The 22,252-nt window shown below is 70.0% G+C and carries 18 protein-coding genes; 9 read left to right on the top strand and 9 right to left on the bottom strand.

Annotated features, from left to right (window positions below):
• Positions 1-86: 86 nt before the first annotated feature.
• Both ACWCP8_RS29770 and ACWCP8_RS29765 read left to right on the top strand, forming a co-directional pair.
• Positions 87-1,469, top strand: a complete 1,383-nt coding sequence (locus tag ACWCP8_RS29770) for a glycine--tRNA ligase (RefSeq protein ID WP_267005274.1) — start codon at positions 87-89, stop codon at positions 1,467-1,469.
• A gap of 100 nt (positions 1,470-1,569) precedes the next feature.
• On the top strand, positions 1,570-1,773 hold the full coding sequence (locus ACWCP8_RS29765; protein WP_352262006.1) for a hypothetical protein: 204 nt from the start codon (positions 1,570-1,572) through the stop codon (positions 1,771-1,773).
• 54 nt (positions 1,774-1,827) lie between these two features.
• On the opposite strand, the gene ACWCP8_RS29760 is transcribed toward ACWCP8_RS29765, so the two are convergent.
• Together ACWCP8_RS29760 and ACWCP8_RS29755 are read right to left on the bottom strand one after the other, a co-directional pair.
• Entirely contained in the window at positions 1,828-2,412 is a 585-nt protein-coding gene (locus tag ACWCP8_RS29760; RefSeq protein ID WP_451119173.1) for a TetR family transcriptional regulator, read from the bottom strand.
• 80 nt (positions 2,413-2,492) lie between these two features.
• Positions 2,493-3,500: an aldo/keto reductase gene (locus ACWCP8_RS29755; protein WP_451119171.1), complete on the bottom strand. Its 1,008-nt coding sequence runs from the start codon at positions 3,498-3,500 to the stop codon at positions 2,493-2,495.
• Between the two features lie 281 nt (positions 3,501-3,781).
• Here ACWCP8_RS29755 and ACWCP8_RS29750 point away from each other — a divergent pair, with 281 nt between their 5' ends.
• On the top strand, positions 3,782-4,000 hold the full coding sequence (locus tag ACWCP8_RS29750) for a DUF6243 family protein (RefSeq protein WP_352262002.1): 219 nt from the start codon (positions 3,782-3,784) through the stop codon (positions 3,998-4,000).
• A gap of 96 nt (positions 4,001-4,096) precedes the next feature.
• Here ACWCP8_RS29750 and ACWCP8_RS29745 read toward each other — a convergent pair whose 3' ends face one another.
• On the bottom strand, positions 4,097-5,566 hold the full coding sequence (locus tag ACWCP8_RS29745; protein WP_451119169.1) for an MFS transporter: 1,470 nt from the start codon (positions 5,564-5,566) through the stop codon (positions 4,097-4,099).
• A 101-nt stretch (positions 5,567-5,667) separates the two neighbouring features.
• Here ACWCP8_RS29745 and ACWCP8_RS29740 point away from each other — a divergent pair, with 101 nt between their 5' ends.
• A complete protein-coding gene (locus ACWCP8_RS29740) occupies positions 5,668-6,576 on the top strand; it encodes an MmyB family transcriptional regulator (RefSeq protein WP_451119167.1) in 909 nt (302 codons plus the stop codon).
• Here ACWCP8_RS29740 and ACWCP8_RS29735 read toward each other — a convergent pair.
• Positions 6,549-8,057: an MFS transporter gene (locus ACWCP8_RS29735; RefSeq protein WP_451119165.1), complete on the bottom strand. Its 1,509-nt coding sequence runs from the start codon at positions 8,055-8,057 to the stop codon at positions 6,549-6,551. The two genes, ACWCP8_RS29740 and ACWCP8_RS29735, sit on opposite strands and share 28 nt — an antisense overlap.
• 161 nt (positions 8,058-8,218) lie before the next feature.
• Between ACWCP8_RS29735 and dusB the strand changes: the two genes are divergently transcribed.
• Together dusB and ppdK are read left to right on the top strand one after the other, a co-directional pair.
• Complete coding sequence (gene dusB / locus ACWCP8_RS29730) at positions 8,219-9,367, top strand: tRNA dihydrouridine synthase DusB (protein WP_451119163.1); 1,149 nt, start codon at positions 8,219-8,221, stop codon at positions 9,365-9,367.
• A 624-nt stretch (positions 9,368-9,991) separates the two neighbouring features.
• Complete coding sequence (ppdK, locus tag ACWCP8_RS29725) at positions 9,992-12,730, top strand: pyruvate, phosphate dikinase (RefSeq protein WP_451119161.1); 2,739 nt, start codon at positions 9,992-9,994, stop codon at positions 12,728-12,730.
• Positions 12,731-13,402: 672 nt separating this feature from the next.
• Here ppdK and ACWCP8_RS29720 read toward each other — a convergent pair.
• A complete protein-coding gene (locus ACWCP8_RS29720; RefSeq protein WP_352261999.1) occupies positions 13,403-13,618 on the bottom strand; it encodes a hypothetical protein in 216 nt (71 codons plus the stop codon).
• A gap of 747 nt (positions 13,619-14,365) precedes the next feature.
• Here ACWCP8_RS29720 and ACWCP8_RS29715 point away from each other — a divergent pair.
• Together ACWCP8_RS29715 and ACWCP8_RS29710 are read left to right on the top strand one after the other, a co-directional pair.
• Complete coding sequence (locus ACWCP8_RS29715) at positions 14,366-15,475, top strand: ArsR/SmtB family transcription factor (protein ID WP_451119159.1); 1,110 nt, start codon at positions 14,366-14,368, stop codon at positions 15,473-15,475.
• 162 nt (positions 15,476-15,637) lie between these two features.
• Positions 15,638-16,048: a VOC family protein gene (locus tag ACWCP8_RS29710; RefSeq protein WP_352261996.1), complete on the top strand. Its 411-nt coding sequence runs from the start codon at positions 15,638-15,640 to the stop codon at positions 16,046-16,048.
• A 40-nt stretch (positions 16,049-16,088) separates the two neighbouring features.
• On the opposite strand, the gene ACWCP8_RS29705 is transcribed toward ACWCP8_RS29710, so the two are convergent.
• From ACWCP8_RS29705 to ACWCP8_RS29690, 4 genes are all read right to left on the bottom strand, one after another.
• On the bottom strand, positions 16,089-17,018 hold the full coding sequence (locus ACWCP8_RS29705) for an oxidoreductase (protein ID WP_451119156.1): 930 nt from the start codon (positions 17,016-17,018) through the stop codon (positions 16,089-16,091).
• Between the two features lie 76 nt (positions 17,019-17,094).
• Complete coding sequence (nirD, locus tag ACWCP8_RS29700; RefSeq protein ID WP_352261993.1) at positions 17,095-17,454, bottom strand: nitrite reductase small subunit NirD; 360 nt, start codon at positions 17,452-17,454, stop codon at positions 17,095-17,097.
• Entirely contained in the window at positions 17,451-20,039 is a 2,589-nt protein-coding gene (gene nirB / locus ACWCP8_RS29695) for a nitrite reductase large subunit NirB (RefSeq protein ID WP_451119154.1), read from the bottom strand. Before nirB ends, nirD begins: the two co-directional genes overlap by 4 nt.
• 1 nt (position 20,040) lies before the next feature.
• Positions 20,041-21,264, bottom strand: a complete 1,224-nt coding sequence (locus ACWCP8_RS29690; protein WP_451119152.1) for an NAD(P)/FAD-dependent oxidoreductase — start codon at positions 21,262-21,264, stop codon at positions 20,041-20,043.
• Between the two features lie 193 nt (positions 21,265-21,457).
• Between ACWCP8_RS29690 and ACWCP8_RS29685 the strand changes: the two genes are divergently transcribed.
• Entirely contained in the window at positions 21,458-22,243 is a 786-nt protein-coding gene (locus ACWCP8_RS29685; RefSeq protein WP_382839687.1) for a sulfite exporter TauE/SafE family protein, read from the top strand.
• The last annotated feature ends 9 nt before the right edge of the window (positions 22,244-22,252 follow it).

Genomic DNA, 22,252 nt, shown 5'->3' with positions numbered 1-22,252 from the left:
TCCGCGCACCGATTTGATCCAGGGGGCGTGCCCGCCGGTAATCTGAAGCATTCGCCGTTCGTCGTCGTCGTAATGAAGAGAGCACCGTGGCCGCCGACAAGATCGACTCCATCGTCAGCCTGAGCAAGCGCCGTGGCTTCGTCTACCCCTGCAGTGAGATCTACGGCGGCCAGCGCGCCGCCTGGGACTACGGGCCGCTGGGCGTTGAGCTCAAGGAGAACCTCAAGCGCCAGTGGTGGCGCTACATGGTCACTTCGCGCGAAGACGTGGTCGGTATCGACTCGTCGGTCATCCTCGCCCCCGAGGTGTGGGTCGCCTCCGGCCACGTCGCCACGTTCACCGACCCGCTGACCGAGTGCACCTCCTGCCACAAGCGCTTCCGCGCGGACCACCTGGAGGAGGCGTACGAGGAGAAGCACGGCAAGCCGCCCGTCAACGGCCTCGCCGACCTCAACTGCCCGAACTGCGGCAACAAGGGCACCTTCACCGAGCCCAAGCAGTTCTCGGGTCTGCTCTCCACGCACCTCGGCCCGACCCAGGACTCCGGTTCGGTCGCCTACCTGCGCCCCGAGACCGCGCAGGGCATCTTCACCAACTTCGGTCAGGTGCAGCAGACCTCGCGCAAGAAGCCGCCGTTCGGCATCGCGCAGATGGGCAAGTCCTTCCGGAACGAGATCACTCCGGGCAACTTCATCTTCCGCACCCGCGAGTTCGAGCAGATGGAGATGGAGTTCTTCGTCAAGCCGGGCGAGGACGAGCAGTGGCAGGAGTACTGGATGGAGCAGCGCTGGAACTGGTACACGGACCTGGGCCTGCGCGAGGAGAACATGCGGTGGTTCGAGCACCCGAAGGAGAAGCTCTCCCACTACTCCAAGCGCACCGCTGACATCGAGTACCGCTTCCGCTTCGGCGGCAGCGAGTGGGGCGAGCTGGAGGGCGTCGCCAACCGCACGGACTACGACCTCAAGGCCCACTCCGCCGCTTCCGGCACGGACCTGTCGTTCTTCGACCAGGAGGCCGGCGAGCGCTGGACTCCGTACGTCATCGAGCCGGCGGCCGGTGTCGGCCGTTCGATGCTCGCCTTCCTCCTCGACGCCTACATCGAGGACGAGGCGCCCAACGCCAAGGGCGTCATGGAGAAGCGCACCGTGATGCGCCTCGACCCGCGGCTCGCGCCGGTCAAGGTCGCGGTGCTGCCGCTCTCCCGCAACCCGCAGCTGTCGCCGAAGGCCAAGGGCCTCGCCACCGACCTGCGGAAGAACTGGAACATCGAGTTCGACGACGCGGGTGCCATCGGCCGTCGCTACCGTCGGCAGGACGAGATCGGCACGCCGTTCTGCGTCACCGTCGACTTCGACACCCTCGACGACAACGCGGTGACGGTGCGCGAGCGCGACACCATGAAGCAGGAGCGCGTCTCGCTGGACCAGATCCAGGCCTACCTCGGCGCCCGACTGCTGGGCTGCTGACGCACCACGGTTCCACGGCGAAGCCCCCGGTTCCTCGTACGGAACCGGGGGCTCCGTTGCACACTGGGCACACGCGACCACGCGTCAACAGGAGGCTCGGATGCCGTCCATGACCACCAGCAAGGTCAGCAGATGGGATCAGCACGGCCGTGAACATGTCGTCCATGTGCGGAAGTCGGGGATCCAGCGGCAGCTGACCTGCGACACCTGCGACTGGCGCAAGGGCGTGCAGTTCCTGCCCTGGCTCAAGGCCGAGGAACACCTCGCCGAGGTCCACCAGGCCACGGTCGACCCGACGGCCTGAGCCCGACGGCTGTCCGGCGGCGGCCTGCCGTGACCGGCTCTGTGTACAGCGCCGCTACGCGCGCAGGCCGCGCAGCAGCAGGTCCGAGACGGCGGTGAACTCGGCGCCGATGGCGGGGTTCTGCCACTCGGCTGCGTACGCCGGGTCGTGGAAGCGCGCCGTCGCGTCGAAGACCGCCTGCGCGGCGACCGCCGGATCGTCCACCGCGAACTCCCCGCTGCGCACACCCTCCTCGACGATCTCCCGCAGCTGCCCGACCAGTTCTCGGATGTGCGCCTCGACGACCGTGCTCTCGCCGATCAGCACGATGTAGGTCGCGAACAGCTGGGGGTCGTCACCGGCCTTGTGGGCCTTGGCCTCGAACAGCGCCGTCAGCCAGTGCTGCAGCTTCGCCGGAGCGGGCTCCGCCGACGTGTTGATGATCTCCGTGAGCGCCACCTCGGTCCGGGTCAGCCAGCGAGCGGTCACCGCCTCGCGCAGCGCCGACTTCGTACGGAAGTGGCGATAGACGCTGCCGTGGCTGACACCGAGCGCGCGGGCCACGTCGACCACCGTCGCCTTGGCGGGGCCGTAGCGGCGCAGCACGTCCTCGGTGGCCTCGAGAATGCGCTCGGGGGTCAGTGGGTCGGCTGACGGCATGGTGTCTGTGCTGCCTTTCGGAGGGCGCCGGTCGGGGAGCTGCCCGGCGGGGGCCGCACCCCGACGACCGTACCCGGAGCTCAGCGCTCGCTGTCCAGGTGGGCCATCTGGTTCTCCGGGTAGCGCGCACCGGCGGCCGCACCTGCCGGGACAGCCTCCTCGATCGCGGCGAGGTCGGCGGCGTCCAGCGTGACATCCAGGGCACCGAGAGCCTCGGTGAGCCGGTCGCGGCGGCGGGCGCCGACGAGCGGCACGATGTCCGTACCCCGGCCGAGCACCCAGGCGATGGCGATCTGGGCGACCGAGACACCCTTCTGCTCGGCGATCTTGCGCAGGGCGTCGACCAGGTCGAGGTTGTGCTGAAGGTTTCCGCCCTGGAAGCGGGGGCTCATGGCGCGGAAGTCCCCGGGAGCCAGCTCGCGGTCACGGCTGAAGTGCCCGCTGATCAGGCCGCGCGACAGCACCCCGTATGCCGTGACGCCGATGCCCAGCTCGCGGCAGACCGGCAGGATCGCGTCCTCGACGGACCGGGAGATCAGCGAGTACTCGATCTGCAGATCGGAGATCGGGGCCACCGACGCCGCTCGGCGGATCGTGTCCGCGCCGACCTCTGACAGGCCGATGTGGCGGACATGGCCGGCCTCGACCAGCTCGGCAATGGCACCGATGGTCTCCTCGACCGGCACATCGGGATCGACACGGGCGATCCGGTAGATGTCGATGTGGTCGGTGCCGAGCCGCTGGAGCGAATACGCGGCGAAGTTCTTCACGGCGGCAGGGTGGCCGTCGTACCCCGTGAAGGCGCCTTCGACCGTGCGCAGCGCGCCGAACTTCACGCTGGTCAGCGCCTGCTCGCGAGTGGCGCCGGGGGCGGTGCGCAGCGCCTCGTTGATCAGCAGTTCGTTGTGACCCATGCCGTAGAAGTCGCCGGTGTCCAGCAGGGTGATGCCCGCGTCGAGCGCGGCGTGGATGGTGGCGATCGACTCGGCGCGGTCGCTCTCGCCGTACAGCGCTGACATGCCCATGCAGCCGAGGCCCAGTGCGGAGACCTGCGGGCCGGTGGCGCCGAGCGTGCGGGTGGTGGTCATGAAGGACTCCCGTGGGGAAAGGGGGCGGGCCGTACACAACTGTGGCATGGGGGATGACAGATTTCAATATCTGTCAGTCCATTGTTGTGACGCTTCACCCGGGCGGCCCGAAAAGCTGGTGCTGGGCCCGGTGCGGTCGGGGTACGGTTCCCGTATGTCTTCGTTCTTCCAGATCTACGAGTGAGAGCGCGGCGGGCCCCCGGAATCTCTCCGCCCGCCGCCCATCGGATCGATCCCAGGTCGCCCACGACCTCACGACTCACCACGAATGGGAGAACCCCGTGGCCAAGAGCCGCAACAACCTTCTCGGCGTCGGCGGACAGCGCAAGAAGCTGTCCCGCGCCGAACAGCAGGGCGCGGGCACCGCGCGCGACGCCGACCGCAAGACGGCGGCCGACCAGAAGCAGGAGCTGCTGCGCAAGATGCGTGAGCGCGCGCAGTCCGCCGAGTCCGCACAGGCGGACGACTCCTCGGAGCAGGGCCGGCAGGCCCAGGGCTGACGCCTTCTCATCACCCGTACGACCGTGGGTCCGGATCACATCGAGTGATCCGGGCCCACGGCCGTACCTGAACCATGCCGCGTCCGTCCCCCGCACTCATGCCACCACGCGCGGCAGCCGCAGGCTCAGCAGCGTCGTCAGCGCCACCGCCGCCAACTGCACCAGCAGCGCCACGATCAGCGCGTCCCGCATGCCCGATCCGGGGACCAGGGCGAGGAACAGCGTGCCGAGCGTTGCCACACCCAGTGCCAGCGCGGCCTGCTGCGTCGTCGTCATCACTCCGCCGCCCACCCCGGCACGCTCGGCCGGCACGTCGGAGAGCACGATGCGGAACAGGACCGGCAGTTGCAGCCCCTGGCCGAGACCGGCGATCGCGACGCCCGGCAGCAGGGCCGGGAGCCCCAGGGCGGGCCAGCCGAGCCACACAGTGAGCGCGAGCACCGTCACGCCCGCGCCCTGGATCAGCCCGCCCGCCGTCACAACCCGGCTGCCGAACCGCCGTACCAGCCGCGGACCGGCCAGCGAGGCCGCGAAGAAGGCCACCGCCATCGGCGCCAACGCCAGCCCGGCAGCGGCCGGACCCAGCTTCAGGCCCTGCTGCAGCGCCACCGCGATGACGAACATGAAGCCGCCGAAGCCGAGCGAGAACGGCAGCACCAGCGCCAGACCGCGCCGCAGCGAGTCCAGCCGCAGCAGGCTCGGCGGGATCAGCGGGATCTGTCCGCGCCGGTCGGCCCGCTGTTCGACCCGGTAGAAGGCGGCCGCGGCGATCGGGAACAGCGCGAGGGAGATCCAGGTCCACACCGGCCAGCCCGCGGCCCGTCCCTCCGTCAGTGGCGCCAGCAGCGTCACCAGCGAAACGGCGAGCAGCAGCGTCCCAGGTACGTCGATGGGCGCGGGCCGGTCCGAGCGTGTCTCCGGCACCGCACGGGCGGCCAGGACCAGCCCCACCGCTGCCACCGGCACGTTCACCAGGAAGACCGACCGCCAGCCCGCGCTCTCGCCGAACACCGACGACAGCGGAGCGGCGGCGACCAGTACGCCGCCGAGGATCTGGCCGGCGACCATCGAGAGCCCGGCCGTCGCCCCATAGAGGCTCATCGCACGCGCCCGCCGGTGTCCGGAGGTGGCGGCCTGGATGGTGGCGAGCACCTGCGGCAGCATCAGCGCCGCCGAGGCGCCCTGCGCCACCCGTGCCCCGACGAGCGTCCAGGCATCCGGGGCGAGCCCGCAGGCCAGTGAGGTGAGTGCGAAGGCCGCCATGCCGGTGAGGAAGAGCCGGCGCCGCCCGGCCATGTCGCCGAGCCGGCCGCCGAGGACGAGCAGGACGGCGTACGCGAGTCCGTAGCCCGCGACGACCAGTTCGAGCAGTGCGGGGCCCGCGGCCAGGTCCTTGTCGATCGTCGGCAGGGCGACATTGACGATGAAGAAGTCGATGAGCGGCAGGGCCGCACCGATCAGCACGGTGAACAGTCCAAGTGTGCCGAGTACCGGGGTGGGATGGTCGTGCCGCACCACACGAGTGGTGAGGGCGGATGTCTGCGTCCGTACGGTGGATTCACTCACGGCATCGACGATCGCCCGAATCGCAGCCTGGTACCAGAGTGTCTTTATCCTGGTACAAACGGCACCTGGCACAGGACCGGGGCATTCGGCACTCTGGGAGCATGACGACGATGGTGACCGAAGCGCAGCAGATGCCCCACGGTCCCGGGCCGGCCGGTTCGGCCGAGCTGCCGGAGACCGAGGTCCGGCGGCATGAACTCGCGGACTTCCTGCGCAGCCGGCGCGAGCGCATCACCCCCGAGCAGGTGGGTCTGCCGCGCGGCCGCCGCAGGCGCACCCCCGGGCTGCGCCGCGAGGAGGTCGCCCAGCTCTCCGCCGTCGGCGTCACCTGGTACACCTGGCTCGAACAGGCACGTGACATCCAGGTCTCGCCCCAGGTCCTGGACGCCCTGGCCCGCGCCCTGCTGCTCGACCGGAGCGAGCGCACCCATCTCTTCTCCCTGGCGGGCGCCGTCGACCCCGCCCCGGGCACGGAGTGCCCGAGCGTCACCCCGGCGCTGCGCGAGCTGCTGTGGCAGCTGGACCCGATCCCGGCCTGTGTGCAGAACAGCCGGTACGACATCCTCGCCTACAACAGGACCTACGGGCGGCTGCTCTGCGACCTGGACGCCGTCGCCCCCGAGAACCGCAACTGCATGCTGCTGTCGTACACCGACGAGAACTGGCGCGCGTCCGTCGTCGACCTCCCTGAGATGAACCGGGTGATGGCCGCCAAGTTCCGCGCCTCGATGGCCGAGCATCTCGCCGAGCCCGCCTGGAAGGCCCTGCTCAAGCGGCTGGAGACGGCCTCACCGGAATTCCGGGAGATCTGGGCGCGCCACGAGGTCGTCGGCCCCGGCGGCCGGACCAAGCTCTTCCGCAACGCCCGGGTCGGACTGGTCCGCCTGGACCACACCGACCTCTGGCTCGGCCCGTCGACCGGTCCGCGCATGGTGACGTACGTCCCCGCCGACGAGGAGTCCCGGGAGCGGCTCGAGCGCCTTCACGCCTTGGCGCTCGCCGAAGCCTGACCTTCGTATCCGGCCCCGGCCCCGGACCCGGACCCGGCCTCGGCCGGGGCCTCCAGCCGTCCGGCGGTGCGCCGCGCCGTCTCGCGGGCCCACTGCCCACTGGTCAGCGCCCCCACCAGCAGGACGGCCAGACCGCAGCCGGTGATGATCCACCAGGCGGGCTTGCTCGCATCCAGGAAGGCGGTGGCATACCCGGCGCCACGAGGGGAACCGCTACCCGCCACGCCCGCCGCCAGCACCGCGCCGATCACGGCGACGCCCAGCGTGCCGCCGATCTGCCGGCTGGTCGAGGCGACCGCCGCCGCCACGCCCGCCTGAGAGCGCGGCATCCCGGAGACGGCGGTGTTGGTGATCGGCGCGTTCACCATGCCGAAGCCGAGACCGAACAGCACATAGCCGGTGAACAGCAGCACGTTCTGCGTCTCCGCGTCGAACGCCGCGAACATCAGCCCGCACGCCGTCATGGCCGCACCCGCCACAAGCAGCGAGAGCCGCGGCCCCCGGCTACCGACGAGCCGCCCCGACAGCGGGGCGCAGACGAAGGTGAGAGCGGCCATCGGCAGCATGTACAGACCGGCGTGCAGCGCGCTCAGACCCCGCACGTTCTGCAGATACAGCGTGTTCAGGAAGAGAAAGCCGCTCAGGGCGGCGAAGGCGCAGATCGCGATGGCGGTGGCGCCGCTGAACGGGGCGCTGCGGAAGAACCGCAGGTCGATGAGGGGCTCGGCACGCCTGGGCTCGTACAGCAGGAGCCCGATCAGGGCGCACGCGGCGAGCGCCGCGAAGCCCAGGATCCGCGGCGAGACCCAGCCGGCCGAGGGCGCCTCGATGATCGCGTAGGTCAGTGCACCGAGCAGTGTGATCACCAGCAGCTGTCCCACGGGGTCGGGGCGGCGCGGCTTCGGGGCGCGGGACTCGGGGACGTACCGCCAGGTGAGCAGCAGCGCGGCGAGACCGACCGGCAGATTGATCCAGAAGATCGACCGCCAGCCGACCGAGTCCACCAGCAGGCCGCCGACCACCGGTCCCGCCGCCATGGAGATGCCGACGACACCGCCCCACACACCGATGGCGCGGGCGCGTTCGCGCGGGTCTGTGAAGGTGTTGGTGATGATCGACATCGCGACGGGGTTGAGCATCGAGCCGCCGACGGCCTGCACCATCCGGAACGCGACCAGCGACTCCAGGTTCGGCGCGACGGAGCAGAGCACCGAGCCGAGGGTGAAGAGCACGAGTCCGATCTTGAAGACCTTCGCCCGTCCGATCCGGTCGGCGGTGGAGCCCGCCAGCATCAGCAGCGAGGCGAGGACGAGGGTGTAGGCGTCGATCGTCCACTGCATGCCGGCGACGGTCGCGTGCAGCTCCCGCTGCATGGAGGGCAGAGCGACATTGAGGACGGTGTTGTCGAGACTGACGATCAGCAGACTCATGCAGCAGATCGCCAGAACCAACTGCCGTCGGCGGTGGGTGAGCTCAGGCATACATAGATAGTACGGTTAACTAACGACTGTCGCCGCCGAGAGGCCCCGACCGGTGCCCCCGGTACGTCTGTCCGGCGCCATCGCCGGTACGGACCGCGGCGCCCGTCGCCCGTACCGCGGTGCCTGCCGAAGCTGCTTCCGCCGTACGCGACAATGGAGCAATGACCACGCTCGCCCCCTCGCTCCCGCTGCTCCGGATCGGCCCGCACACCGTGCAGCCGCCGGTGGTGCTCGCACCCATGGCCGGCATCACCAACGCGCCGTTCCGCACCCTGTGCCGGGAGTTCTCCGGCGGCAAGGGGCTGTTCGTCAGCGAGATGATCACGACGCGGGCACTGGTCGAGCGCAACGAGAAGACCATGCAGCTCATCCACTTCGACGCGAGCGAGACCCCGCGCTCGATCCAGCTGTACGGAGTGGACCCGGTCACGGTCGGCAAGGCCGTCCGCATGATCGTCGACGAGAACCTCGCCGACCACATCGACCTGAACTTCGGCTGCCCGGTCCCCAAGGTGACCCGCAAGGGCGGTGGCTCGGCGCTCCCGTTCAAGCGGCCCCTGCTGCGCGCGATCCTGAACCAGGCGGTCTCCCATGCGGGCGACCTGCCGGTCACCATCAAGATGCGCAAGGGCATCAACGACGACCACCTCACCTACCTCGACGCGGGCCGGATAGCGGTGGAGGAGGGCGTCACGGCCGTCGCGCTGCACGGCAGGACCGCCGCTCAGCACTACGGCGGTACCGCCGACTGGGACGCGATCGCCCGCCTCAAGGAGCACGTCCCGGAGATCCCCGTCCTCGGCAACGGCGACATCTGGTGCGCGGACGACGCCCGCCGGATGATGCGCGAGACCGGCTGTGACGGCGTGGTCGTGGGCCGCGGCTGCCTGGGGCGCCCGTGGCTCTTCGGCGACCTGGTGAGTGCCTTCGAAGGTACGCAGACGCGGCAGGCGCCGACGCTGCGGGAAGTCGCCACCGTCATGCTGCGGCACGCGACGCTGCTGGGGGAGTGGATCGGCGACGAGACCCGTGGCGTGATCGACTTCCGTAAGCACGTGGCCTGGTATCTCAAGGGCTTCTCGGTCGGCTCCGAGATGCGCAAGAAGCTCGCGGTCACCTCGTCGCTGGACGAGCTGGGCGCGCAGCTGCACGAGCTCGACCTGGACCAGGGGTGGCCGGACGGGGCCGACGGGCCGCGCGGGCGCACCTCGGGCAACAACCGTGTGGTGCTGCCGGACGGCTGGCTGAAGGACCCCTACGACTGCTCGGGCGTGAGCGCGGAGGCGGAGCTCGACACGTCGGGCGGCTGAGGCGGCGGCTCCGGTTCGGACAGGGCCCTGCGGAGGGTGTCACTCCACCCCCGCGGGGCCCTTTCGCATCTCCGGCATCAGGCACCGGGTGCCCTTGCCTCACAACTGCTCATCTGAGCGCAGATCGGGTGCGAGTTGGAGGCGAACAGGGCGGTGCGGGGTGCCGAGTCAGGCGATCGAGGCGCCCCGTCCCCCTTTCACTCGCCCTGTGTGGTCGCCATGTGACCGTACGTAGCTCTTGGGGTGTCCGGATGATGACATCTGAGCGCCTGGTGCGGCGTGATTCTCGCCACCCCTGAGGTCACCATTGCTCAGATGAGCGGGATTTTGGGGACTGCATTTCTCAAATGATGGCACTCGGTGCCACTCGACTTTACTTTGATCGATCGACGCATCCACTACGTAGCGTGGCGAATCTCTGCCATCTCGAACGCTTTGAGTAATTATGAGTTCAAGAGTCGAATGACCGTGTCCGGGAGGCGGAACCGTACGCAACTTTCGATCTGCTGGCGGACGAGTGGTTAAGGCCGTATGACGCGCAAGTGGACGTACCCAGGCACCTTCGATCTGGGTATGTTCCTGGCCGTCAGGGCAGCCACCCGCGTCCTCGAGGAGTCGAGACCCGTGTCGGAAAACAAAGATCCCCACGTATCCACCCCGGAGCTCCAGGGTCAGAAGTTCGTTTATGACTTCACCGAGGGCAACAAGGATCTGAAGGACCTGCTCGGCGGGAAGGGCGCCAACCTCGCCGAGATGACCAACCTCGGGCTGCCCGTCCCTCCGGGCTTCACCATCACCACCGAGGCGTGCAAGGTCTACCTCGACAGCGGCGAGGAGCCGAGGGCGCTTCGCGACGAGGTCAGTGCGCACCTCGACGCCCTCGAGAAGCGGATGGGCAAGAAGCTCGGCCAGGCCGACGACCCGCTGCTGGTCTCCGTCCGCTCCGGCGCGAAGTTCTCGATGCCCGGCATGATGGACACGGTTCTCAACATCGGCCTCTCCGACGCGTCCGTCGTCGGACTGGCCGCCCAGGCCGGCGACGAGCGGTTCGCGTGGGACTCGTACCGCCGCCTCATCCAGATGTTCGGCAAGACCGTCCTCGGCGTCGACGGCGACCTCTTCGAGGAGGCGCTGGAGGCCGCGAAGCAGGCCAAGGGCGTCACCGTCGACGTGGATCTCGACGCAGCCGACCTGAAGAAGCTGGTCAAGCAGTTCAAGAAGATTGTCACGCGGGACGCCGGACGCGACTTCCCGCAGGACCCGCGCGAGCAGATGGACCTGGCCATAAAGGCCGTCTTCGACTCGTGGAACACCGACCGGGCCAAGCTCTACCGCCGCCAGGAGCGCATCCCCGGCGACCTCGGCACGGCCGTCAACGTCTGTTCCATGGTCTTCGGCAACCTCGGCCCGGACTCCGGTACGGGGGTCGCGTTCACCCGCGACCCGGCCAGCGGCCACGCCGGCGTGTACGGCGACTACCTGCAGAACGCGCAGGGCGAGGACGTCGTCGCCGGTATCCGCAACACCGTCCCGCTCGCCGAGCTCGAGTCGATCGACAAGAAGTCGTACGACCAGCTGATGCAGATCATGAAGACGCTCGAGACGCACTACAAGGACCTGTGCGACATCGAGTTCACCATCGAGCGCGGCCAGCTGTGGATGCTCCAGACCCGGGTCGGCAAGCGCACCGCCGGTGCCGCCTTCCGGATCGCCACACAGCTGGTCGACCAGGGGCTCATCGACGAGGCCGAGGCGCTGCAGCGGGTGACCGGGGCGCAGCTGGCGCAGCTGATGTTTCCGCGCTTCGACGAGGACGCCAAGACGCAGCTGCTCGGCCGTGGCATCGCCGCGTCGCCGGGCGCCGCGGTCGGCAAGGCGGTCTTCGACTCGTACACCGCCGTCAAGTGGTCCCGCTCCGGCGAGAAGGTCATCCTGATCCGCCGGGAGACCAACCCCGACGACCTCGACGGCATGATCGCGGCCGAGGGCATCCTGACCTCCCGCGGCGGCAAGACCTCGCATGCCGCCGTCGTCGCCCGCGGCATGGGCAAGACGTGTGTCTGCGGCGCCGAGGAGATCGAGGTCGACACCAAGCGGCGTCGGCTGACCGTCGGCGGGACCGTCGTCGAGGAGGGCGACATCGTCTCCGTGGACGGCTCCACCGGCAAGGTGTACCTCGGTGAGGTCCCCGTCGTCCCGTCCCCGGTCGTCGAGTACTTCGAGGGCCGGATGCACGCGGGCGCCGACGACGCCGACGAACTGGTCGCCGCCGTGCACCGGATCATGGCGTACGCCGACCGGGTCCGCAGGCTGCGGGTGAGGGCCAACGCCGACAACGCCGAGGACGCGCTGCGGGCCCGCCGCTTCGGCGCCCAGGGCATCGGCCTGTGCCGCACCGAGCACATGTTCCTCGGCGAGCGCCGCGAGATGGTCGAGAAGCTGATCCTCGCGGACACGGACGAGGAGCGCGAGACCGCGCTGGCCGAGCTGCTTCCGCTGCAGAAGGCCGACTTCATCGAGCTGTTCGAGTCGATGGACGGACTGCCCGTCACCGTACGGCTGCTCGACCCGCCGCTGCACGAGTTCCTGCCGGACATCACCGAGCTGTCGGTACGCGTCGCGCTCGCCGAGTCCCGCAAGGACGCCAACGAGAACGACCTGCGTCTTCTGCAGGCCGTGCACAAGCTGCACGAGCAGAACCCGATGCTCGGTCTGCGCGGCGTGCGGCTCGGTCTGGTCATCCCCGGCCTGTTCGCGATGCAGGTCCGGGCGATCGCGGAGGCGGCCGCGCACCGCAAGAACGCCAAGGGCGACCCGCGCGCCGAGATCATGATTCCGCTGGTCGGCACGGTCCAGGAGCTGGAGATCGTCCGCGAGGAGGCCGACCAGGTCATCGCCGAGGTCGAGGCGGCCACCGGCACCGCGCTGAAGCTGACCATCGGCACGATGATCGAGCTGCCGCGCGCCGCGCTGACCGCCGGTCAGATCGCCGAGGCCGCACAGTTCTTCTCCTTCGGCACGAACGACCTGACCCAGACGGTGTGGGGCTTCTCCCGGGACGACGTGGAGGCCTCGTTCTTCACCGCGTACCTGGAGAAGGGCATCTTCGGGGTGTCGCCGTTCGAGACGATCGACAAGGACGGTGTGGGCTCCCTGGTCCGCAGCGCGGTCGCGGCCGGCCGGGCCACCCGCCCGGACCTCAAGCTCGGCGTCTGCGGCGAGCACGGCGGGGACCCGGAGTCGGTGCACTTCTTCCACGAGGTGGGCCTCGACTACGTCTCCTGCTCGCCGTTCCGGATCCCGGTCGCGCGTCTGGAGGCGGGCAGGGCTGCCGCGGAGTCGAAGGGCAGCGACAGCCGCTGACCTGAATCCACCCCGGACTCCAGGGCTGTCGCCGGCTCACCCGGACCCTCACCGACTCGACGACAGCCCCGGACAACCCGGAAGCGGCGGCACCCTGTGCGGGGGTGCCGCCCTTCCGCGCATCATCTGCGAAGACTGTCAAGCCAATTCGTTGACCAGGCCAAATGGCGTTTGCCGGCGTTGGTTGTCGTTGAGCCTGCCGGAAGCCGTTGTGCCCTCGTTGTGCCCTTCGTGGTGCGGCTGGGTTCCGTCCGCGGCCCGTCCGCACAGGTCGAGACGGGGTGCCCCAGCGTGAGGCAACGCTCCGATCGCCGGACCGCATGACAAGCGGCCCGTGTGGCGGCGCCAGGATTCGAACCTGGTAAGGCGAAGCCGGCAGATTTACAGACCGCGCGATCACTCCGCGCTGAGCTGACCGTTCCCGCAGTGCGCCGCTCCGTGCCCCACACATGCCCCACGATGCGCCCGGAAGCGTCGCCCTCGCGTTCGGGCGGAACCTTGTTGCTGCGTGGACTCCCTCGACTTGCCACGCGTCGACCGGCCTCGGACTGAGGCCGGGATCGGGTGGCGTCCAGGGCGTGTCCGACGGGTCGGCACAGTCCCTGCGACTCTCCCGGCTACGCTCGCGCGGGAGCGCCCCGCGGCGCGTGGCTGCGGGGCGCCTTGTGGGGTTTAGTCGACCTGCTCCCCGTCGTGCGTACCGCCCTTGCAGAGGTTGCCCGCCTCATTGATCGCGGGCATTCCGCCGCCCTGCTTGCACTCAGAAGGGGTGACGTAGGATGGGGCACCCTGTGCAGTGGCGGCGGTGGCGGTGGCGGCGCCTGTGAGGCCGAGTCCGGCGAGGGCTGCCGTGGCGATGACGGCGGCGAGGATTCGTCGAATGCGCATTTGGTTTCCCTTTCACGGATTGCCTCGGTTGGGGCACTACCCAGCTTGATCTTCGCCCATATGGGTGGCACATCATGTTGCGCCATTCAGGTGACATGGCCTTTCGGGAGCGGGGCCGCTGACCTGGCCCGCCCAAGGCCTTCGCGGCCGACTGGGAAGGCGGGACGGACGGCGGAGCGATAGCAGCTCTGTATGAGAGACGGCTGACTTCCCAGCTCAGGAAGTCAGCCGTACACCCTGTGCGGGGGTGCCGCCGCTTCGTCATGTCCGGCAGCCGCCAGGGCGGGTGCCGGGTTCGGTAGGCCGGACGGTGTGCGGAAACGGTCGGTCGTGAGTGGCCGTGGGCGAATGGGGCACCCGGCCTCGCGCAAAGAAAAAAGGCGCAAGCGCTTTCGGTGTTCGCCGTTCACTCATCGGTCCATTGCATCGTTCAATACGCAAAGATGTAGGCGGTGAACGGACCGGGGTGCGGCCCGTGGATCCCCACCCATGGGCCGCACCCGGCTTACCCCCGTCGGACACGGAGCCGCACCGTTCGCCGACCGCCGCCGAACGAGCAAAACCCCCCACGGCCTTCACTCGCTCTTACGGTCGGCTCAGGTTCGTGCCCGACGTCGTACAGCTTTTCCGGTGGCAGTGGGGTTCGGCGAGACGTTTCACCTCTGGCCGAAACCCCGTGGTGACGTCCTGTGACGGTGCGCATACCCTTGAGCGGGGGAAATTGCGGATGCAACAGATGGGGGTTCGGTGCTGCGTATCCATGTGTCCGGGATGGACCTTTCCAAGGTGCGGATGGCCACACGGCCGGACGCATTGTGGGAAACCATTCTGAGTTTTCACCGGCTGAGGGACCGGCGCGCTTCCACGGTGTTCGGGAAATGGCGTACGGAAACCCGGCCCCGGCTGAATGGTGAGACACGCCTGCTGGCAGCCCTCGTGCCACCCCGCGGCTATTTCCCGGACTTTCTGACGCCCTCCCGGGATGGCAGTGAGCCGCACGGCTTCGATGCCGGAATGGAGGCGCTGCGCGACACCCCGCCCGAGCGGCTCCACGCCGAACTGGGCCTGCTGCGCGCCGACCGCCGCGAGCCCGGACGGCCGTTGTCGCTGGGCGGGCGGCACGGCGGCGGGCACGGCTCCGGGCGCGGGGTGCGGTCCGGTGGCGTACGGCCCGCGGGCGGCCGGCCGGGGGACGGCCGGCCGGTGCCGCCTGTCCGACTGGACGCGCTCTCCGAAGGGCGGACCGAACCTCTCGGGCGGCTCATCACCACCCTGCGCGGCTACCACCGCGCCGCCGTCGAGCCGTACTGGCCGCACATCCAGGCCAGCATCGAGGCCGACCGGGCCGTCCGCGGCCGCGCCCTCCTCGACGGCGGCGCCGACGAACTCCTCGCCTCCCTCCCGTCCATGATCCGCTGGCGGGCCCCGGTGCTGGAGACGGACTATCCCGTCGACCGTGAACTGCACCTGGACGGGCGGGGGTTACTGCTCCAGCCGTCGTTCTTCTGCCGCTCCACCCCGGTCGTCTACCGCAACTCGAAGCTCACACCCGTCCTCGTGTACCCGGTCACCCACTCCGCCGCCCCGGTCTTCGCCGAGCCGGGCCCGGGCCCCTGGCTCGGCAGGCTGCTGGGCAACACCCGGTCGGCGGTCCTCCAGGCCATCGGCACGGGCTGCACGACCAGCGAGCTCGCCCGCCGGGCCGGGGTGTCCCTCGCCTCAGCCAGTCAGCATGCGTGCGTGCTGCGCGAGGCGGGGCTCGTACGCACCCTGCGGCACGGCAGCTCGGTCCTGCACACGCTCACCCCGCTGGGCGGCTCGCTCCTCAGGGGAGGCGCACCGCTCGCGCTCTCATGACAGGTGGGGGCGGACGGCTCGGCGGGTGGGAACACTCCGCTCAATGGGTGGGTCGGGCCGCTCCGGATGATTTCGTCGCCCGTCGCGATGAGTTCCGCACCGACCCGCCGTCTAACCTTCGACCGCGCTCACACGGAGCGTCGCCGAGGGGAAGAGACGGACATGACCCAGATGATCTTCGTGAACCTGCCGGTCAAGGACTTGGAGAGGACCAAGGGCTTCTTCGGCAAGCTCGGCTTCTCGTTCAACCCGCAGTTCTCCGACGAGACCACCGCGTGCCTGGTCATCAGCGACACCATCTTCGCCATGCTCATCACCGAGCCGCGCTTCAAGGAGTTCACCAAGAAGGAGATCGCCGATGCCTCGAAGAGCACCGAGGCGATCATCGCGCTCAGTGCCGAGAGCCGCGAGGAGGTCGACGAGCTGGCTGATACGGCGCTCGCCTCCGGGGGATCGCCCGCCAACGAGCCCATGGATCACGGGTTCATGTACGGCCGGTCCTTCCAGGACCCCGACCACCACATCTGGGAGGTCGTGTGGATGGACCCGGCCGCAGTTCAGAGCCAGGGCTGAGGCGTCCAGGGCCGAGCCGCAGCGTTCGCCCGGGGCCCGGTCAGGACTTGAGGCCCGGCCAGGTCACCCCCGTGAGCTGCTCGGACGCCACCCACAGCCGCTCGCCCGCCACGTCGTTCAGCGTCCAGCGCGCCCGCCAGGACGGGGCGGGCGCACCCCGCCAGCCCAGCAGCTTCGGGCCGGTGAACGAGTCGGGGCGCACGCCGGGCGCAGTGGCCGCGTACAGCGTCGGCAGCGCACCGGACGACGCGGGCTGGGCGACGAGCCGATTGCCCAGTTCGAAGACCCGTTCCGCCGCCTTGCGGTTCTCCATCCGTACGCCCGCGGTCTGCAGATTGGTCGCCGCGTAGCCGGGGTGTGCGGCGGCGGCCACGATGTCGGAGCCGGACGCCGCGAGCCGGCGCGCCAGCTCGTGGACGAAGAGCAGGTTCGCGGTCTTCGAGCGGCCGTACGCGATCCAACGGCGGTAGTTGCGCTCGCTGTTGAGATCGCCGATGTCGATGTTGGACGCGGCGTGCATCGCGCTGGACACGCTCACCACCCGGGCACCGGGGGTGTCGAGCAGCTTGGGCAGGAGCAGGCCGGCCAGAGCGAAATGCCCGAGGTGGTTGACGCCGAACTGGGTCTCGAAGCCGTCGGCCGTCCTCCCGTGCGGCAGGGCCATCACACCCGCGTTGTTGATCAGCAGGTCCAGCCGGTCGGACGGGAACGCCGCGGCGAACTCCCGTACGGAGGACAGATCGGCCAGATCCAGGGGTGCGAACTCCACCCGAGCGTCCGGCACGGCAGCCCGGATGCGCGACTCGGCCTCCTTGCCGCGGCTCTCGTCACGGCACGCCAGCAGTACCCGCGCGCCGCGGCGCGCCAGCTCCCGTGCCGTGACGAGTCCGATGCCGCTGTTGGCTCCGGTGACCACGGCCGTACGGCCGCTCTGGTCGGGGATGTCGCTCGTGTTCCAGCCCTGGGTCATGGATCAAGCGTACGGCCGGGATCTGTTGGCCGGAATCGGCTGCCGAGCGTTCCTGTCCCGGTCTTGGCGGAGCACGTCAGGCGGCGCGCACCGCGAAGACCGGGACGCGCACCTCGTCGTCGTCCAGGCAGGCGCCCGTCGCCAGGTCGAAGCGCTGCTTCAGCAGCGGCGAGGCGACGAACGGACGCCCCTCGACGGACCCGAGCAGGCCGCGCGAGAGAACGTACGCCCCCGTGAACGGATCGCGGTTGTCGATCGCGTACGCGCGCCCTGCCCGGTCGACGAACAGCGCGACCTGCCGGCCGTCCGGGAGGAGTGCGGCGATGCCGCGCCCGGGAGTCAGCCGCGACAGCTCGCAGACCGTGAACCAGTGTTCTCCGTCGGTGAGTTGGAGTACCGGCGTCTGCTGCGCCGTCTCCATCGTCTGTGCGGTCATCGGGAAGAGGTCCCTTCGAGAGTGCGGACGGCGAGCACCGGGCCGGCGAGGATCTCCAGGTCGGGCTTGACCTGGTCGCGTTCCGGGACGAACTTCACCGACGGGTCCGGTGCGTCGGGTGCGTTGACGAAGGTGACGAACCGCCGCAACCGCTCCGGGTCGTTGATGGTCTCGGCCCACTCGTCGCGGTAGCCGGCGACATGGTCGGCCATCAGCCGCTCCAGCTCCTCGCAGAGCCCCAGCGAGTCATGGACAACGACGTCCCGTACGTGGTCGAGGCCGCCCTCGATGCGGTCCAGCCAGGTCGAGGTGCGCTCCAGACGGTCCGCGGTGCGGATGTAGAACATCAGGAACCGGTCGATGAGGCGTACCAGTTCGGCGTCGGAGAGGTCCTGGGCGAGCAGGTCCGCGTGGCGCGGTTCGGCGCCGCCGTTGCCGCCCACGTACAGGTTCCAGCCGCCCGCGGTGGCGATGATCCCGAAGTCCTTGCCACGGGCCTCCGCGCACTCCCGGGCGCAGCCGGACACCGCCGACTTCAGCTTGTGCGGCGAGCGCAGCCCGCGGTAGCGCAGCTCCAGGTCGATCGCCATCCGTACCGAATCCTGCACGCCGTACCGGCACCAGGTCCGGCCCACGCAGGACTTGACCGTGCGCAGCGACTTTCCGTACGCGTGCCCGGACTCGAATCCGGCGTCCACCAGGCGCATCCAGATCAGCGGCAGCTGGTCGACACGGGCGCCGAACATATCGATCCGCTGGCCCCCGGTGATCTTGGTGTAGAGGCCGAAGTCGCGGGCGACCTCGCCGATCACGATCAGCTTCTCCGGGGTGATCTCGCCTCCCGGGATGCGCGGCACGATCGAGTACGAGCCGTTGCGCTGGAGGTTGGCGAGGAAGTGGTCGTTGGTGTCCTGCAGGGCCGCCTGCTCGCCGTCCAGCACATAGCCGCTCGCGCCGAGCGTCGGAGCCAGCGACGCGATGATCGAGCCGACCGTCGGCTTGCAGATCTCGCAGCCGTCCCCGCCGCGCGCGGTCTCACGGCCGTGCGAGTCGAGCAGTTCCGCGTACGATGCGATACCGAGGGTGCGGACGATCTCGTACAACTCGCTGCGGGTGTGCGAGAAGCAGCCGCACAGACCCTTGTCCTGGCTCTGCGGCAGCAGCTGCCCGATCACCTTCACACAACTGCCGCAGCCGGTACCGGCCTTGGTGCACTTCTTCACCTCGGGCAGCGTGGTGTGCTCGCAGATCGTGCCCTTGGTGACGTTGTGGCAGGAGCAGATCACCGCGTCGTCCGGCAGCGCGGACGGGCCGAGCGGAACCGGGCCGCCCGCACCGGCCGGCAGCACCAGCTGCTCCGGGGCTACCGGCAGGACCGTACCGGTCATCGGCCGCAGCGTGCCGTACTGCTCGGCGTCTCCGACCAGCACCCCGCCGAGCAGGGTGCCGTCCCGGCCGATCACCAGCTTCTTGTAGATGCCGGTGCGGGAGTCCGCGTACACCACGTCGAGGCAGCCCTCGGCCGTGCCGTGCGCGTCGCCGAACGACGCCACGTCCACCCCGAGCAGCTTCAGCTTCGTCGACAGATCGGCGCCGGTGAACGCCGCCGTCCTGCCCGCGATCACCTCGGCGGCCGTCTGCGCCATCTCGTAACCGGGCGCGACGAGTCCGTACACCCGGCCGTCCGCGGCCAGTGCGCACTCGCCGATCGCGAAGACCGCCGGGTCGGAGGTGCGGCACTCCTCGTCGACGATGATGCCGCCGCGTGGTCCGACCGCCAGACCGCAGTCGCGGGCCAACTGGTCCCGGGGGCGTACCCCCGCCGAGAAGACCACCAGGTCGGTGGCGAGCGACGAACCGTCGGAGAGTGCCATGCCGGTCACCGCGCCGTCCTCGCCCGCGGTGACCTCCTGCGTACCGACGCCCGTGTGCACGGTGAGGCCCATGGACTCGATGGTGCGCAGCAGCGCCGCGCCACCGCCCTCGTCGACCTGCACCGGCATCAGCCGGGGCGCGAACTCCACGACGTGCGTGTCGAGCCCGAGCCCCTTCAGAGCGCCCGCCGCCTCCAGCCCGAGCAGCCCGCCGCCGACCACCGCGCCGGTGGTCGCCGTCCTCGCGTACTCCTCGATGGCGAGGAGGTCCTCGATGGTGCGGTAGACGAAGCAGCCCGCGGCGTCCTTGCCGGGTACCGGCGGCACGAAGGGGTACGAGCCGGTGGCCAGCACCAGCGTGTCGTACGCGAAGGTCTCCCCGGAGCGTGCGGTGACCGTACGCGCCTCGCGGTCCACGCTCTCGGCAGGGTTGCCGAGATGCAGCTCGAAGCCGTGCCGGTCCATGAAGTCAGGTTCGGCGAGCGACAGCTCGTCCGGGGTCCGCCCGGTGAAGTACGAGGTGAGCTGGACCCGGTCGTAGGCGGCGCGGGGCTCCTCGCAGAGGACGACGACCCGGGCGGTGCCCGCGGTCGCGGTCAGTTCACGGTCGGCGAGCGCCTCCAGGAACCGCTGGCCGACCATGCCGTGTCCGACGACCACGATCGTGGGCACCGGGGCGGTGTGGTCGGTCGGGGGAGTGGACACCGGCATCTCAGAAGCCTCCGTCGTTGGTGAGCAGATGGAGCAGGGACGTTTCGGCGGGGAGCGGTTCGTCGTCCTCCCAGGTCCGGGCGAGCGTGCCGACCGCGGCGAGATCGCCGAGCAGCACACCGCCCGCCAGCCGGTCGCCGCGCACGACGACCGAGCGGTACGCGCCACGCGTGGCGTCGGCGAGCCGGACGACGTCGTCGCCGGGCAGCGGCCGGGACTCCCCGAACGCGGCCAGATCGAAGGGGCCCGCGGGGCCGGCGGCCGGACCGTGCAGAGTGAGGCGGGTCAGGGCGCGGGTCCCCTCGTAGCGGGCGGGCCGCCCGGCCAACACCTGGGCAAGCACATCGGCCTGCTCCAGCGCCGGGCCCGCCAGGCCGTACACGGTGCCGCGGTGCTCGGCGCAGTCGCCGAGTGCATGGATGTACGGATCGGAGGTACGCAGCCCGTCGTCGACGACGATGCCCCGGCGTACGTCCAGGCCGGCCGCCTGCGCGAGCCCGGTCCTGGGACGTACACCGCAGGCCAGCACCGTGATCTCGGCCGCCAGCTCGTAGCCGTCGGCGAGCTCCACCGCCCGCACGGCTCCGTCGGCGCAGCGCAGCCCGCGAACCCGGCACTCGGTGTGCACCTCCACGCCGAGACTCTCCAGGTGGCGCCGGAGCAGCCCGGCCGATTCGGCGTCCAGCTGCCGCTCCATGAGGTGCTCGCCCTGCTGGGCCAGCACCACCTGCGCACCGCACGCGGCGAGCGCCCGGGCGGCGGACACGCCGAGCAGTCCGCCGCCGATGACGACGGCGCGCACACTCCGGGTGCCGGCACGCACCGCTTCCCGCAGCGCAAAGCAGTCGTCGAGGGTACGGAACGCATGCACCCCGTCCGGCATCTCGGTGCCGAGCCCGCGCAGCGGCGGCAGCACCGGGTTCGACCCGGTGGCCAGCACCAGCCGCCCGTACCGCACGACGCTTCCGTCGTCGCAGTGCACCAGCCGGTCCGCCCGGTCGATCCGCACCACCCGCACGCCGCGCCGCACCTCGGCCGGGGGCAGGGCGATGACCTCGGCCGCGTACCGCCCCGCCAGCACCTCGGCCAGCAGCACCCGGTTGTACGGGGCGTGCGTCTCCTCGCCGATGACGGTGACGCCGGGCATCCGGGCGGCGAGCCGTGCGCCCGCCATCCCGGCGCCGATCACCACCACACGTGCCGCGTCCGCCGTCTCTGTCGTCATGGTGAGCAGCCTGTGCGGCGGGTGTTACCCGACCGGATCCTCGCTGTTTCCCGGGAGGAACCTTGCGCTCAGCGTCCCCGGAAGCCGTCTGTGAGGGTGCTGCGGTCCGGGAACCTCAGAGTTGGCTCAACTTTCCGAGGATCCGGACGGGAAAGTTGGACGGAACACGTATCTCGTCCTTACAGTCGCGAACATGCCCGACATCACCCTGACCACCCTTGTCGTCCTCTGTCTCGCCGCTGCCGCCGCGGGCTGGATCGACGCGGTGGTCGGCGGCGGCGGGCTGCTCCTGCTGCCCGCGCTGCTGCTGGGCCTGCCGCACGTCCCGGCCGCGCATGTCCTCGGCACCAACAAGGCGGTCGCGATCGTCGGTACGTCGGGCGCCGCCGTGACCTACGCGCGCAAGGCGCCGGTGAAGGTCGGGACAGCCGTCCGGATCGGGCTCATGGCGCTGACCGGATCGATGACCGGAGCCTTCTTCGCCGCCGGGATCAGCAGTGACGTGCTGCGTCCGGTGATCATGGTGGTACTGCTGGCGGTCGCGGCGTTCGTGATGCTGCGGCCCCAGTTCGGCAAGGAGGCCGCCGAGGCCACGGACCGCAAGGTCACCCGGGCCCGTATCGTCACCGCGATCGTGCTGGTCGGCGGCGGCATCGGCTTCTACGACGGGCTGTTCGGACCCGGCACCGGCACGTTCCTGGTGTTCGCGCTGACCGCTGTGCTCCACCTCGATCTGGTGACGGCGTCCGCCACCGCCAAGATCGTCAACGTCTGCACCAACGGCGGCGCCCTCGCGATGTTCGCCTACCAGGGCAATGTGATGTGGCAGCTGGCCGCGCTGATGGCGGTGTTCAACCTGGCGGGCGGGCTGCTGGGCGCGCGGACGGCGCTCCGGAAAGGCAGTGAGTTCGTCCGGGGTGTACTGCTGGTCGTGGTGTTCTCACTGGTCGCGAGACTCGCCTTCGACCAGTGGTCGTAAGGGTGCGGG

This window comes from Streptomyces sp. NPDC002206, assembly GCF_053593595.1.
Note: the sequence above shows the minus strand (reverse complement) of the source record. Positions and strands in the feature narration are given on the sequence as shown.

Bases quoted from the DNA above. Each gene is read 5' to 3' on its own strand.
- ACWCP8_RS29735 (WP_451119165.1), bottom strand. From the start codon at position 8,057: ATGCCTGAGCTCACCCACCGCCGACGGCAGTTGGTTCTGGCGATCTGC.
- ACWCP8_RS29760 (WP_451119173.1), bottom strand. From the start codon at position 2,412: ATGCCGTCAGCCGACCCACTGACCCCCGAGCGCATTCTCGAGGCCACC.
- ACWCP8_RS29740 (WP_451119167.1), top strand. From the start codon at position 5,668: ATGACGACGATGGTGACCGAAGCGCAGCAGATGCCCCACGGTCCCGGG.
- ACWCP8_RS29690 (WP_451119152.1), bottom strand. From the start codon at position 21,264: ATGACGACAGAGACGGCGGACGCGGCACGTGTGGTGGTGATCGGCGCC.
- ACWCP8_RS29720 (WP_352261999.1), bottom strand. From the start codon at position 13,618: ATGCGCATTCGACGAATCCTCGCCGCCGTCATCGCCACGGCAGCCCTC.
- ACWCP8_RS29685 (WP_382839687.1), top strand. From the start codon at position 21,458: ATGCCCGACATCACCCTGACCACCCTTGTCGTCCTCTGTCTCGCCGCT.
- ACWCP8_RS29710 (WP_352261996.1), top strand. From the start codon at position 15,638: ATGACCCAGATGATCTTCGTGAACCTGCCGGTCAAGGACTTGGAGAGG.
- ACWCP8_RS29765 (WP_352262006.1), top strand. From the start codon at position 1,570: ATGCCGTCCATGACCACCAGCAAGGTCAGCAGATGGGATCAGCACGGC.
- ACWCP8_RS29705 (WP_451119156.1), bottom strand. From the start codon at position 17,018: ATGACCCAGGGCTGGAACACGAGCGACATCCCCGACCAGAGCGGCCGT.
- ACWCP8_RS29755 (WP_451119171.1), bottom strand. From the start codon at position 3,500: ATGACCACCACCCGCACGCTCGGCGCCACCGGCCCGCAGGTCTCCGCA.
- nirB (WP_451119154.1), bottom strand. From the start codon at position 20,039: ATGCCGGTGTCCACTCCCCCGACCGACCACACCGCCCCGGTGCCCACG.
- nirD (WP_352261993.1), bottom strand. From the start codon at position 17,454: ATGACCGCACAGACGATGGAGACGGCGCAGCAGACGCCGGTACTCCAA.
- dusB (WP_451119163.1), top strand. From the start codon at position 8,219: ATGACCACGCTCGCCCCCTCGCTCCCGCTGCTCCGGATCGGCCCGCAC.